The 13,680-nt window shown below is 61.5% G+C and carries 13 protein-coding genes; 3 read left to right on the top strand and 10 right to left on the bottom strand.

All coding sequences use genetic code 11. The features are described from left to right. Positions 1 to 387: 387 nt before the first annotated feature. From ACIQWP_RS19540 to ACIQWP_RS19500, 9 genes are all read right to left on the bottom strand, one after another. A complete protein-coding gene (locus tag ACIQWP_RS19540) occupies positions 388 to 2,118 on the bottom strand; it encodes an ABC transporter substrate-binding protein (RefSeq protein WP_402790697.1) in 1,731 nt (576 codons plus the stop codon). A 70-nt stretch (positions 2,119 to 2,188) separates the two neighbouring features. Next, positions 2,189 to 2,455 carry a DUF2160 domain-containing protein gene (locus ACIQWP_RS19535; RefSeq protein ID WP_402791014.1) on the bottom strand — a complete coding sequence of 89 codons (267 nt, stop codon included), beginning with the start codon at positions 2,453 to 2,455 and terminating at the stop codon, positions 2,189 to 2,191. Between the two features lie 33 nt (positions 2,456 to 2,488). Next, positions 2,489 to 3,412 (bottom strand): carbohydrate ABC transporter permease, encoded by a 924-nt coding sequence (locus ACIQWP_RS19530; RefSeq protein ID WP_402790695.1) that lies wholly within the window; start codon positions 3,410 to 3,412, stop codon positions 2,489 to 2,491. Beyond that, on the bottom strand, positions 3,409 to 4,281 hold the full coding sequence (locus tag ACIQWP_RS19525) for a carbohydrate ABC transporter permease (protein ID WP_402790692.1): 873 nt from the start codon (positions 4,279 to 4,281) through the stop codon (positions 3,409 to 3,411). The genes ACIQWP_RS19530 and ACIQWP_RS19525 overlap by 4 nt, the downstream gene beginning before the upstream one ends. Positions 4,282 to 4,283: 2 nt before the next feature. Then, complete coding sequence (locus ACIQWP_RS19520) at positions 4,284 to 5,354, bottom strand: ABC transporter ATP-binding protein (RefSeq protein ID WP_402790689.1); 1,071 nt, start codon at positions 5,352 to 5,354, stop codon at positions 4,284 to 4,286. A gap of 9 nt (positions 5,355 to 5,363) precedes the next feature. After that, a complete protein-coding gene (locus ACIQWP_RS19515; protein ID WP_402790686.1) occupies positions 5,364 to 6,446 on the bottom strand; it encodes an ABC transporter ATP-binding protein in 1,083 nt (360 codons plus the stop codon). Between the two features lie 766 nt (positions 6,447 to 7,212). Continuing rightward, positions 7,213 to 7,854 (bottom strand): ThuA domain-containing protein, encoded by a 642-nt coding sequence (locus ACIQWP_RS19510; RefSeq protein ID WP_402790683.1) that lies wholly within the window; start codon positions 7,852 to 7,854, stop codon positions 7,213 to 7,215. 24 nt (positions 7,855 to 7,878) lie between these two features. Next, the gene (locus ACIQWP_RS19505; RefSeq protein WP_402790680.1) at positions 7,879 to 8,979 is read right to left on the bottom strand and encodes a Gfo/Idh/MocA family protein; all 1,101 of its coding nucleotides are present in this window, start codon (positions 8,977 to 8,979) and stop codon (positions 7,879 to 7,881) included. 40 nt (positions 8,980 to 9,019) lie between these two features. Continuing rightward, positions 9,020 to 10,222 carry an ROK family protein gene (locus ACIQWP_RS19500; protein WP_402790677.1) on the bottom strand — a complete coding sequence of 401 codons (1,203 nt, stop codon included), beginning with the start codon at positions 10,220 to 10,222 and terminating at the stop codon, positions 9,020 to 9,022. A 220-nt stretch (positions 10,223 to 10,442) separates the two neighbouring features. Between ACIQWP_RS19500 and ACIQWP_RS19495 the strand changes: the two genes are divergently transcribed. Further along, the gene (locus ACIQWP_RS19495) at positions 10,443 to 11,744 is read left to right on the top strand and encodes an ABC transporter substrate-binding protein (protein ID WP_402790674.1); all 1,302 of its coding nucleotides are present in this window, start codon (positions 10,443 to 10,445) and stop codon (positions 11,742 to 11,744) included. Here ACIQWP_RS19495 and ACIQWP_RS19490 read toward each other — a convergent pair. Then, positions 11,741 to 11,908: a hypothetical protein gene (locus ACIQWP_RS19490; protein ID WP_402791044.1), complete on the bottom strand. Its 168-nt coding sequence runs from the start codon at positions 11,906 to 11,908 to the stop codon at positions 11,741 to 11,743. The two genes, ACIQWP_RS19495 and ACIQWP_RS19490, sit on opposite strands and share 4 nt — an antisense overlap. On the opposite strand from ACIQWP_RS19490, the gene ACIQWP_RS19485 reads away from it, so the two are divergent. Further along, the gene (locus ACIQWP_RS19485; RefSeq protein WP_402791011.1) at positions 11,844 to 12,755 is read left to right on the top strand and encodes a carbohydrate ABC transporter permease; all 912 of its coding nucleotides are present in this window, start codon (positions 11,844 to 11,846) and stop codon (positions 12,753 to 12,755) included. The genes ACIQWP_RS19490 and ACIQWP_RS19485 overlap by 65 nt on opposite strands. Continuing rightward, positions 12,748 to 13,596, top strand: a complete 849-nt coding sequence (locus ACIQWP_RS19480) for a carbohydrate ABC transporter permease (RefSeq protein ID WP_402790671.1) — start codon at positions 12,748 to 12,750, stop codon at positions 13,594 to 13,596. The genes ACIQWP_RS19485 and ACIQWP_RS19480 overlap by 8 nt, the downstream gene beginning before the upstream one ends. The last annotated feature ends 84 nt before the right edge of the window (positions 13,597 to 13,680 follow it).

The raw sequence follows: 13,680 nt of genomic DNA, 5'->3' as shown, positions 1-13,680 counted from the left end.
CCCCTCTGTCGCTGTCGCGACATCTCCCCCACAAGGGGGGATCGTTATGAGTTTGCAGCCACTTTCCGTAATGCAACGTCTTTCAGTTTCTGCGGATACGATGTTGGTTTGAGGAAAGTCGGTGCCGCAAGCCACCAATCTCCCCCCTTGTGGGGGAGATGTCACGGAGTGACGGAGGGGTGCCCCCTCCTCGAACTCCGCCATCAGTTCCCATGCCAAGCCAAACAAACATCTTGCGCAAGCTCGTGACTATCCTTGGGTGGATTGGTGGTGGCTCGGCAGCACATATCCCTGGCTGCGCCGATGCCGCGCTCTCACAAGCTTTACGCCGAAAAAAGCCGGGGTCCTTTCAGACCCCGGCGCCGCCGCATCTCCATAGATGGTCGGTTATTTCTTCGCGTCGGCCCAGCTCTTGACCAGCTCGTCATAGTTGATGGTGACGGGCTTTTCCTTCTCGTCGGCGATCTTCAGCTGCGGAGCGAGATGGCCGTTTTTGACGGCATCGGCGTTCCAGTAGGCGAGATCGTGTTCCTGTGCGAGCTTCGGGCCGATATCGCCCTGGACGCCTGCGCGTTCCAGGCGCTGCATGACGCGTTCCTGATCGGCGCAAAGCGCATCCATGGCGCCTTGGGCATCCTTGGCACCCGATGCGGCGTCGCCGATTGCCTGCCACCACAGCTGCGCCAGCTTCGGATAGTCGGGAACGTTCGTGCCGGTCGGCGACCACTGCACGCGGGCAGGCGAGCGGTAGAACTCGATCAGACCGCCAAGTTCCGGTGCGCGCTTGGTGAAGCTCTTGTCGCGGATGGTGGATTCGCGGATGAAGGTGAGGCCGACATGGCTCTTCTTCACGTCCACCGTCTTCGAGGTCACGAACTGCGCGTAGAGCCATGCGGCCTTGGCGCGGTCGATCGGGGTTGACTTCATCAGCGTCCAGGAGCCGACGTCCTGGTAGCCGAGCTTCATGCCATCCTTCCAGTAGACGCCATGCGGCGAGGGCGCCATGCGCCACTTCGGCGTGCCGTCGGAATTCATGACCGGAAGGCCGGGCTTGACCATGTCGGCGGTAAAGGCCGTGTACCAGAAGATCTGCTGGGCGACGTTGCCCTGTGCCGGAACCGGGCCGGATTCGGAGAAGGTCATGCCCTGTGCTTCCGCCGGAGCATAGGCCTTCAGCCAGTCGAGATATTTCTGGATCGAATAGACCGCAGCCGGTCCGTTGGTATCGCCGCCGCGGGCGACGCAGGAGCCGACAGGGCGGGAATTGGCGTCGACCTTGATGCCCCATTCGTCGACCGGCAGGCCGTTCGGCAGGCCCTTGTCGCCGTTGCCGGCCATCGAGAGCCAAGCGTCGGTGAAGCGCCAGCCGAGCGACGGGTCCTTCTTGCCATAGTCCATATGGCCGAAGACCTTCTTGCCGTCGACGTCGCGGCCAGTGAAGAATTGGGCGATGTCCTCATAGGCCGACCAGTTGACCGGCACGCCGAGCTCGTAGCCGTATTTCGCCTTGAAATCAGCCTTGTTCTTCGGGTCGTTGAACCAGTCGTAGCGGAACCAGTAGAGGTTGGCGAACTGCTGGTCGGGCAGCTGGTAGAGCTTCTTGTCCGGCGCGGTCGTGAAGCTGCTGCCGATGAAGTCGGCGATGTCGAGATTGGGGTTGGTGACGTCCTTGCCCTCATCGGCCATCCAATCCGTCAGGTTGCGCACCTGCTTGTAGCGCCAATGCGTACCGATCAGGTCGGAATCGTTGACCCAGCCGTCATAGAGGTTCTGGCCGGTCTGCATCTGCGTCTGGATCTTCTCGACGACGTCGCCTTCCTGGATGACGTCATGGGTGACCTTGATGCCGGTGATGGCGGTAAAGGCCGGTGCGAGAACCTGCGATTCATACTGGTGGGTCGTCAGCGTTTCCGAAACGACCTTGATTTCCATGCCCTTGAAGGGCTTGGCCGCATCGACGAACCACTGCATTTCCTTTTCCTGGTCGGCGCGCGAGAGCGTCGAGAGATCGCCGACCTCCTTGTCCAGAAATGTCTTGGCCTCATCCATGCCGGCATGGGCCGTGCCGGCCAGGGCCAGCAGGACGACAGCCGTCGTCGTCAAGAGATGTCTTCGCATATAATCCTCCCTACAGGTTGCGAGTGCATTTCAGGGCGGCCAGACCCCCCGGCCGCCGTATCGGTTTGCTTCAGACCAAACGGAAGACGCCGATGGCGTAGACCACGGAAAGAGCAAGAGCCCACCAGAGGCTGGGCCCTCCCAGGCCAAGCCAAGCGAGATGAATGAAGGCGGCGCCGAGCAACGAGATGAACAGCCGGTCGCCGCGCGTCGTTTCGAAGCGCAGGATGCCGAGGCGTGGATTGCCGCCCGGCGAAACATATTCCCAAACCGCCATGCCGATCAGCAGTGCGAAGATCGTGGCAAAGAACAGCGCCGTCGGCAGCGTCCAGGCCATCCAGGAAAAGTCAGTATTCACAGCGGTTTCCCTTCAGACGCGGCCGAGCGCGAAGCCCTTGGCGATGTAGTTGCGGACGAAGTAGATGACGAGCGCACCGGGGATCAGCGTCAGCACACCGGCGGCGGCAAGCAGGCCCCAGTCCATGCCGGCGGCAGAGACCGTGCGCGTCATGATGGCGGCGATCGGCTTGGCGTCGGTCACCGTCAGCGTGCGGGCGATCAGCAGTTCCACCCAGGAGAACATGAAGCAGAAGAAGGCGGCGACGCCGATGCCGCTTGCGATCAGCGGAATGAAGATCTTGATGAAGAAGCGCGGAAATGAATAGCCGTCGATATAGGCCGTTTCGTCGATCTCCTTCGGCACGCCGGACATGAAGCCTTCAAGTATCCAGACTGCCAGCGGCACGTTGAACAGGCAGTGCGCCAGCGCCACGGCGATATGGGTATCGATCAGGCCGAAGGCTGAATAGAGCTGGAAGAAGGGCAGGGCGAAGACCGCCGGCGGCGCCATGCGGTTGGTCAGCAGCCAGAAGAACACGTGCTTGTCGCCGAGGAAGCGGTAGCGCGAGAAGGCGTAGGCTGCGGGAAGGGCGCAGGCAACCGAGATCACCATGTTCATGACGACATAGGTGATCGAGTTGATATAGCCCTTGTACCAGGACGGATCGGTGAAAATGATCGCGTAGTTGCGAAGAGTCGGCTGGTGCGGATAGAGCGTCAGCCCGCCGATGATCTCCTCGTTGGTCTTGAAGCTCATATTGATGAGCCAGTAGATCGGCAGCAGCAGGAAGATGATGTAGATCGCTGGCACCAGCCAAGCCCAACGGCCCTTCTCGCCGTGCCGGCGGCTGACCCGCGCGCTCGTCGCGGCAGTCGCGCCAGCGGCAACATCAGAAGTGGCCAGCTTGTGTATGGCGGCGTCGCCGGCTGTTGTGGAAAGGGGTTTGCCGCTCATCGGCTTGCTCCCGCATCGTAATTGGTCATGACGGTGTAGAAGACCCAGGAGAGCAGCAGCACGATCAGGAAGTAGACGAGCGACATCGCTGCCGCCGGGCCGAGGTCGAACTGGCCGAGCGCCATTTTCACGAGATCGATCGAAAGGAAGGTCGTCGAGTTGCCGGGGCCGCCGCCTGTCACGACGAAGGGTTCGGTATAGATCATGAAACTGTCCATGAAGCGCAGCAGCACGGCGATCAGCAGCACGCGGTTCATCTTCGGCAGCTGGATGTAGCGGAAGACGGACCAGCGCGACGCGCCGTCGATCCTGGCGGCCTGGTAGAAGGCATCGGGAATGGAGGCAAGGCCGGCATAGCAAAGCAGCACGACAAGGCTCGTCCAGTGCCAGACGTCCATGAGGATGATCGTCGCCCAGGCGTCGGCCGGGTCGGAGACATAATTGTAATCGATGCCGAGATTGACGAGGACATAGCCCATCAGGCCGATATCGCTGCGGCCGAAGACCTGCCAGATCGTGCCGACGACGTTCCACGGGATGAGCAGCGGCAGGGCCATCAGTACCAGGCATACGGGCACGCCGACACCCTTCTTCGGCATGTTGAGGGCGATGAAGATGCCGAGCGGCACCTCGATCGCCAGGATGACGAAGGAAAAGATCAGGTTGCGGATCATCGAATCCCAGAAGCGGCCGGATTGGAGGATTTCTTCGAACCACTGCGTTCCCGCCCAGAAGAAGACGTTGTTGCCGAAGGTGTCCTGCACCGAATAGTTCACGACAGTCATCAGTGGAATGACGGCGGAAAAGCCGACCAGCAGCAGAACCGGAATGAGCATGAACCAGGCTTTGTTGTTCCAGGTCTTGTCCATCGTCAGGCTCCCATCTCGATGCGCCAGGAGTCGGCGTAGATATTGATGCCGGCGGGATCGAAGGCGATGTGCGGCTCGGCCGGCACCACTTGGTCCTCGCCGATGACCGCGACGATGTCCTGACCGTCGAGCTTGGCGCGCACCACCTTGCGGCGGCCGAGATCCTCGACCTTGGTGACGGTAGCGGGCATGCCGTCGCGGCCGATGCGGACGAATTCCGGGCGGATGCCGAGTTCGGAACGGCCGGTGCGTTTTTCAAGCGGCGCGCCGGGCAACGCGATCGTGCGGTTGCCGAGGCGCGCGCTGCTGCCCTCGATTTCGACGGGCATGACATTCATGCCGGGCGAACCGATAAAATAGCCGACGAAGGTGTGGCGCGGGCGCTCGAACAGGTCGTTCGGCGTGCCGATCTGCACCACTTCGCCGTTGTACATGACCACCACCTTGTCGGCGAAAGTCAGCGCCTCCGTCTGGTCGTGGGTGACATAGACCATGGTGAAGCCGAAGCGGCGATGCAGCTGCTTCAGCTGCGAGCGCAGCACCCATTTCATATGCGGGTCGATGACGGTCAGCGGCTCGTCGAACAGGATGGCGTTGACGTCGGAGCGCACGAGACCGCGTCCAAGGGAAATCTTCTGCTTGGCATCGGCGGTCAACCCGCGCGCCTTGCGGTGGGCGCTATCGGAAAGGCCGATCATCTCGATGATTTCATCGACCTTGCGCTTCACGTCCGCTTCCGGAACATGCCGGTTGCGCAGCGGGAAGGCGAGATTGTCGTAGACGGTCATCGTGTCGTAGACGACCGGAAACTGGAAGACCTGGGCGATGTTGCGCTCCTGGGTCGACAGACGCGTCACGTCCTTGCCGTCGAACAGGATGCGGCCCTCGGAGGCCTGCACCAGACCCGAGACGATGTTCAGCAACGTGGTCTTGCCGCAGCCGGAGGGGCCGAGCAGCGCATAGGCGCTGCCGTCTTCCCAGCTATGATTGACTTCCTTCAGCGCGTAATCGGCGTCGGATTTCGGGTGGTCGTTGTAGGCGTGCCTGATGTGGTCGAGGTCGATGCGGGCCATGGTCTCTCCTCAGGCGGCTTGTTGCAGGACGGGAGTGACGGCGGCGCCATCGGTGTCGAAGACCATGATGTGGCGCGGGTCGATATAGACGTCGATCGCATCGTCGACATCGATATGCTGGACGCCCTGGGTCAGCATCACCCAGCGCCGGCCGGCAAAATCGATATGGATGAAGCTCTCCGAGCCAGTGATCTCGGTCACCATGACCCTTGCCGGAGCGGCAACTGCTTCCGGTGCCTGCGGTGCAAGCGCCAGATGATGCGGCTGGAAGGCGATCGTGTAGCGACCGTCGGGCTGGTGTTCCAAGCCCTTCGGTACGGGCAAGCGGATATTGCCATCAAGCACGAATTCCCGGCCGCGCTTGTCGAGTGCGATCGTGTTCAGCGGCGGATCGGCAAAGGTGGTGGCGGTCATCAGGTCCTTCGGATTGCGGAAGACCTCGATGGTCGGCCCGAATTGCGTGATGCGCCCCCTCGACAGCGTTGCCGTATTGCCGCCGAGCAGCAGCGCTTCGGATGGCTCGGTGGTGGCATAAACGAAGATGGCGCCGGATTCGGCGAAGATCTTCGGCAATTCGGCGCGCAGCTCCTCGCGCAGCTTGTAGTCGAGATTGGCGAGCGGCTCGTCGAGCAGCACCAGCCCGGCATTCTTGACGATGGCGCGGGCGAGCGCCGTGCGCTGCTGCTGGCCGCCGGAAAGGCTCAAGGGCAGGCGATCGAGGAAGGGGCCAAGACGCAGCAGGTCGGCCGCCTTCTTCACTTCCTCATCGATCTTTGCCGCGCTTGCGCCGCTCAACCGCATCGGCGAGGCGATGTTGTCATAGACGGTCATGGCGGGATAGTTGATGAACTGCTGATAGACCATGGCGACGTTGCGGCGCTGCACCGGCTGGCCGGTAACATCGGCGCCGTCGACATGGATCGTGCCCGTGGTCGGCTTGTCGAGGCCGGCCATCAGCCGCATCAGCGATGTCTTGCCCGAAAGTGTCGGCCCCAGCAGCACGTTCAGCGTGCCGCGCTGCAGCGTCAGATTTGTTTCCGCAATATGCGTCTCGCCGCCGACCGACTTCGATACGCCCTTGAGTTCAAGCACGATAGATTCCTTCCATGCGCCGCATATCAATGCTGCCGCGAGGATTGCTAAGAGACTGATCCGTCCGGAAATGCCGTCGCTAGACGGCGGCTGTTGCTGAAATTATGATTGTTTGGAAGTGAATTGCGCCGATCTGCCTGCGGAAACGTAGCGCTGGCCGGAATTGCGCCGCGCGGCGTTGATGGTGGTGCGGCTAATGCCACAAGCCAAGCCTTCTTCCGTCTTGATCTGACTTTCGGACAATTACCCCTCCCCCTGTTTCGATTTATATCCCACACACGAAAATCGAAACAAGAATGACGATAAATGAAGATAAAGGAATGTCAAACGAAAACTGGCCGCGTTTCAGTTTCGCTTCATAAATCTCATCTCAGGCGTGTTTCAGCGATTTGCCACCAACCTGGTAAGCAATTGATTGGAATTGCGAATGGAGCCTGGCAGGTTTTTCCATGCGTCCACGCCGGCCGCCGCCACCCGGAGCCTAGCGGCCCATCCCGGCGGTCGTGCGCTCAAAACGGGATGCCGGAGCTTGGCGCGGAACGCAAAGGGGTGCAACTTCCGGGGTAAGATAGGGGGAGGTGTTCGAGAGCAGGATATAGGTGGAGATCCTGCAGGAGCGTCGTTCAAGGCCGTCTGCCCGGCCGCTCGCGAATTGCTCGAAATGATGAGATCAGTCGCGCGTGCGATCGCGCCGTCATCGGACGGCAGATGCAAGGGTGCCCCTCATGCACTATGAGGGGCGATCATCTTCGAAATTTCAGGATGCTTAGCGCGCGGCCCAGTTGGCGCCGCGGCGGAAGATGGCCTTCATCTGCGGCACGTCGAATTCCTTGGCCTGGTGGCCGAGCGAGGAATAGAAGACGCGGCCCTTGCCATACTTGCGCTTCCAGGCGACCGGCATGACGACGCCGTCGATCCAGTAGGCGTGGTCGCCGGTGAAGGTCGTGGTTGCCAGCACCTCGTTCGATGGGTCGACATGCATGTAATATTGCTCCGACGTGTAGGGGAAATCGGTGATCCCCTCCATGATCGGGTCGTCCGGGCGTGTGATGTTGACCGTGTAGTTGATGATATTGCCGGGATGGGCCACCCACTGGCCGCCGATGATGAACTGGTACTCGACGCTTTCGCGGAACGAGTCGCCGGCGCCGCCGTGATAGCCGGCAATGCCGACGCCGCTTTCGATGGCATCGGCAAGGTTCTTCACCTCTTCCTTCTCGATCTTCGACATGGTGACGATCGGCACGATCAGGCTGAGATCGTGGATCGAAGGGTCGGCGAAGGCTTCGGTGCTGTTTTCGAGGTAGACCTTGAAGCCGTCCTCCTCCAGCATGTCGCGGATGATATGGGCGCATTCCTGCGGTTCATGGCCGCTCCAGCCGCCCCAGACGATAAGTGCTTCACGCATGATAGTCCTCCTGAAATTGTATCGTTAGCGGCCGATTTTTCCGTCCACGAGGGACTCGGACAGAGGGGCCGGGCGTTCCGTTTGCGTCGCGATGGTGACCGTGCGTCCGGTTTCGGACGCGGTCTGAAAGGCTTCCATGACCTCGAGCACGTGCAGCGCCAGGCTGCCATTGGCGCGGTGCGGCCGGTTGGAGCGGATGGCATGGGCCAGATCGGCGACGCCGAGCGAGCGATAATTGCCGTCGGCATAGGGAGCCGCAACCTCGCGCTCCTCGAACTGGCCACCCTTCTTGAGATACTCGACGGCGCCGCCGAAATGGTTCGGGTCGGGCACGATCAACGTGCCCTCGGTGCCGTAGACTTCGAGCGGCACATGCTTGTGGCCGGCGACATCGAAACTCATGCCGATCTGTACGACTGCACCGCTGGCAAAGGCCATGACGCCGGCGACGTGGGTCGCCACATGCACGGGGATGTGCTCGCCGTTGCGCGGCTCGCTGGTGATGATGCGCTCCTTGCGCGGGGTGACGGCAAAGCCGGCGACCTGCGAGACAGGACCGAGCAGGTTGACGAGATCGGTAATGTAATAGGGACCCATGTCGAGCATCGGTCCGCCGCCGACTTCATAATAGAAAGCCGGATTCGGATGCCAGCGCTCGTGGCCGGGGCACATGAAGGTGGCGGTGCCGCCGACCGGGATACCGATCGCGCCTTCGTCGATGATGGCGCGGGCCGTCTGGTGGCCGCCGCCGAGGAAGGTATCGGGGGCCGCGCCGATGCGCAGGCCCATGGCCGCCGCCGCATCCGCAAGCTTCTTGCCCTCGGCGAAATTGATGCCGAGCGGCTTTTCCGAATAGGTGTGCTTGCCGGCGTCCAGCGCCTGCAGGCCGACGGCGACATGCGCCTTCGGGACTGTCAGGTTGACGATGATCTCGATCGAGGAGTCGGCCAGCAGGGCGGCAATATCGACCGCCTTCAGGCCGAATTCAGCGGCTTTCGCTTCCGCCAGTTCGCGATTGAGGTCGGCGACGCCTTTGATGTCGAGAATGGGAAAGGATTTCATCGCTTTGAGATAGGCGCCGGAAATGTTTCCGCAGCCGATAATGCCGATGCCGACCTTGTTCATAGACTTCCTCCAAATGTATTGTCTTTGCTGTCCCTAGGGATCAGAGGGCCGGTGCCGGCCCTGTCGTTCCCCAAGGCGATTCGTAGAGTTCGCGTAGCGCGACGACCGCAGCACCCTGCGCCCAGGTCTCGTCGGTGGACTGATCGAAAACCAGTTCGGTCACGCCCTTGATCGACGGTGGGATGGCCAGCGAATAGGCCTCTCGCAGGCTGTCGAGGAACGGTTGGCCGAGCGCCAGGCTCGATCCCACCAGAATGACGCGCGGCGGGGCGAAGAGCGTGACAATATTGGCAAGCGCCGTGCCGCAGGCTTCACCGGCGCGGATCGCCGCGCCGATCAGCATATTGTCATCGGCTGCAATCAGCGTCTTTGCATGCGCCATGCCCTGGCCGAGCCGGATGGCTTCGGCGAAGCGGCCGCTCGGCTGATCGCCAAGAATGGCGCTTTCGCCGGCAAGGCTCGCCAGCCTGACCATGCCGTGCGGCCCGATGCCGAGAACGAGATCGCCGAGATTATGGCTGAGGCCGCCGGCGCCGCGAAAGAGCTGGCCGCCATGCAGCACGCCGAGCCCCAGCGTCTGTTCCAGCGACACCAGCACCATGTCATCGAGATCTCTCGCCTTGCCGAACCAGTGATGGGCGAGCGTGATGGCGTGCGCGTCGCTTTCGACGATGGTCGTGACACCAAGCCGCTCGGACATTTCCTTGGCAAAATCGACGCCGCTTTCGCGGAAGATCGGGCTGGTGCGCACATGGCCCGTGCGATGCTCGATGACGCCGGGCAGGCCGAGGCAGACCGAATCGATCTCATCCAGCGCCAGATTGGCATCGACGACGCAGCGACGCACGCCATCCTCGATCAGATCGGCGATGACGCCGATCGGTTGTCGGTCGACACGCAGCGCCAGCGTCAGCGTCGAAAGAACCTCGCCGCAGAAGTCCGTCACGACGAAGACCATGCGGTTGGCGGCGATTTTCGCGCCGACGACGCGCGCGGCATCCGGATTGAGTTCCAGCATGACGCGGGGCCGGCCGCGGGTCGCCGCCTCTCGCAGGTCGCCTTCGGTGCGCGCCAGGATCAGCCCGTCATCCAGCAGCGACGCTGTGATCGCTGAGACCGTCGTGGTCGAAAGCTGGGTGCGGTCGCTGATTTCGATACGTGCGATGGAGCCCGCCCGCCGGATCGTATCCAGCACATTGAAGCGGTTTATCGCCCGCATAAGCTCGGGATCTGCTGTTTTCATGAGACTGGTGCCGAATGACGGACCCGCTCGGCTGCGGACTGGTATTTTTAACGGGGTGCGAATTAAATAACCTATGGCACTTGCCCAATGTCAAGCCATTTTGCCGCCAATCTGCCAAAAATTTAGCGGTGCCGGTTGACATTTCGCCAAAGCTCCGTTGAATTATTCCGCATAAGGGAAAAAATATTGAGGCTCTTGGTTCCCTTGGGAGGAGAAAATCATGATCCATCTACGTGGGGCCAAAGCCCTTCGCATTGCTGCGATTGCCGCTACGAGCGGACTGGCGATTCTGGCCGGCGTGACGAGCGCTGCCGCCGAGACCACCGTGAAGTGGCTGCATCTCGAAGCCAATCCGGCCTACGTCGCCATCTGGCGCAAGATCGCCGACGAATATCAGGCCAAGCATCCGGGCACGAAGATCGAGATGCAGTTCCTCGCCAACGAAGCCTTCAAGGCCAAGCTGCCGACCCTTTTGCAGTCGAAGGACGCTCCGGACCTGTTCTATAGCTGGGGCGGCGGTGTGCTGAAGCAGCAGCAGCAGACCGGCACGCTGCTCGATCTGACCTCGGCGATGGATGCCAAGGACGGCGCCTGGAAGAAGAGCTACAATCAGGCCGCCATCAAGGGCCTGACGTTTGACGGCAAGGTCAGCGCCGTGCCCTATCAGATGGGCACCGTTTCCTTCTTCTATAACAAGGCTCTCTTCGCCAAGGCCGGCGTCGATGCCGACGCCATCAAGACCTGGGACGACTATCTGGCCGCGGTGAAGAAGATCAAGGCGGCGGGCATCGTGCCGATCGCCGGCGGTGGCGGCGAGAAGTGGCCGATCCACTTCTACTGGAGCTACCTCGTCATGCGCGACGGCGGTCAGCAGGTGTTCAACGACGCCAAGAACGGCAAGGGCAACGGCTTTACCGACCCGGCCATCATCAAGGCCGGCGAGCAGCTTGCCGAGCTCGGCAAGCTCGATCCCTTCCAGCCCGGCTATCTCGGCGCCACCTGGCCGCAGACGCTTGGCGTCTTCGGTGACGGCAAGGCGGCGATGATCCTGAGCTTCGAGACGACGGTGGCCACCCAGCGCGTCAATTCGGGCGACGGCAAGGGCCTTGCCGACGACAATATCGGCCGCTTCGCCTTCCCGGCTGTGACCGGTGGCGCCGGCGCTCCCACAGATACGCTCGGCGGCCTGAATGGCTGGGCCGTCACCAAGAAGGCTCCGCCCGAGACCCTCGATTTTCTCGCCTATCTGACGAATGCCGAGAATGAGCGCACGATTGCCCAGTCCGGCTTGATCATTCCGGTTGCTGTCGGCGCGGAGGACGGCATCAAGTCGCCGCTGATGCGCGGAGCGGCCGATCAGCTGGCGCATTCGACCTGGCACCAGAACTTCTTCGACCAGGATCTCGGTCCCTCCGTCGGCCGTGTCGTCAACGACATTTCCGTCGGCATCGTCTCTGGCCAGATCACTCCGAAGGATGGCGCGCAGCAGGTTCAGGACGCCTTCGAACAGGACCAGCTCTAGCGGCATCCGGCGCCGGCCGCTCCCTTGTGCCGGCGCCGGTCTTTCTTTGAATTGCAATCGTCGAGACCGCCCATGACCGATGTCAGCGCCACGACCGCCATGCCCTCCGTCGCAACAGCGAGGCCCGCCGCAAAGCGAAAATCGCCGGCTGCGCGCGGTCGCATGCCTGTTATCCTGCTGTTTCTGCCGCCAGCCCTGCTGCTTTTCACCATCTTCGTCATCCTGCCGATGGGGGAGGCGGCCTGGTACAGCTTCTATCGCTGGAACGGCTATGGTCCGCCGACGGAGTTCGTCGGCCTGCGCAATTTCGAGGTGCTGTTCAAGAACGGCGCGTTCCTGACGTCGCTCAAGAACAACGCCCTCATCATCGTCGTCTCGATCGCCATCCAGGTGCCGCTGGCCATCTGGCTGGCGACGATGCTGGCAAACCGTATCCGCGGTGTCGTGCTTTTCCGGCTGATCTTCTTCCTGCCTTATGTGCTGGCGGAAGTGGCGGCCGGCCTGATCTGGCGCTTCGTCTATGATGGTGACTATGGCCTCTTTGCCGCGATCGCGCATTTCCTCGGCACCGCGACGCCCTATGTGCTCGCCGACAAGGATCTGGCGATGTACGCCGTGCTCGGCGTCATCGTGTGGAAATATTTCGGCTTCCACATGATGCTGTTCATCGCGGGACTGCAATCGCTCGACAAGAGCGTGCTGGAGGCTGCCGAGATCGACGGCGCCACCGGCTGGCAGAAGTTCCGCTACGTCACCCTGCCGCTGCTCGGCTCGACGCTGCGCCTTTCGGTGTTTTTCGCCGTTGTCGGATCGCTGCAGCTCTTCGACATGATCATGCCGCTCACCGGCGGCGGACCGTTCAACTCGACGCAGACGATGGTGACCTTCCTCTACAATTTCGGCGTCACCCGCATGCAGGTCGGCCTCGGCAGCGCCGTCGGCGTCGTGCTGTTCGTGATCTGCGTCACCCTCGCCTTCGGCTACAAACGGATATTTATGCGCAATGACTGATATGGCCACATCCGTTCGACTGAGCACCGGCACGAAGATCTATCTCTACGTGTCGCTGACCGTCATCGCCGCGATCGTGCTGATCCCGCTCTTGACGACCGCGCTTGGCGGCTTCAAGTCGCTCGGCGATCTCCGAACCAATCCCTTCGGCCTGCCGGCCGAATGGCATTTCGAGAATTACACCGGCATCCTGTTCGGCGACCGCTACTGGCGGCAGATGATGAATTCGCTGATTATCGCCGTTCTCACCGTGTTCCTGACGCTGTCGGTTTCGGCCATGGCCGCCTTCGCCTTCGCGCATGTGAAATTCTTCGGCTCGAACTTCCTGCTGAACTATTTCCTGATCGGCCTGATGTTTCCGGCGGCCACCGCCATCCTGCCGCTGTTCATCCGCATCCGCGATCTCGGCCTGCTCAATACCTATTGGGGCGTGGTGCTGCCGCAGGTGGCCTTCGGGCTCGGCATGAGCATCCTGCTCTTCCGCAATTATTTTCGAAACCTTCCGGAAGAATTGTTCCAGGCCGCCTTTGTCGACGGTTGCGGCTATATCCGTTTCTTCTGGCATATCTCGCTGCCGCTCTCGCGGCCGATCATCGCCACGGTCAGCATCATCTCCTTCGTCGGCAGCTGGAACAGCTACATCCTGCCGCTGATCATGCTGAATTCGGATTCGATCTATCCCTGGCCGCTCGGCATGATGGTCTATAGCGGCGAGTTCGGCACGGAATGGGAGCTGGTGCTCGCCTTTATCACGCTGACTATCCTGCCCACCATCATCGTCTTCTTCCTGGCGCAGAAGCACATCATTGCCGGCCTCACCGCCGGCGCCGTGAAATCCTGAGCCTAGAGCGGTTCAGCTTTTCGAGGAAACTCTGAACCGCTCTATCTCTCTGTTTTCTAGCAATTCCGGACGGAAAACCGCTAC

Source organism: Rhizobium sp. NPDC090279, from assembly GCF_044769665.1.
Lineage (GTDB): Bacteria > Pseudomonadota > Alphaproteobacteria > Rhizobiales > Rhizobiaceae > Rhizobium.
Note: the sequence above shows the minus strand (reverse complement) of the source record. Positions and strands in the feature narration are given on the sequence as shown.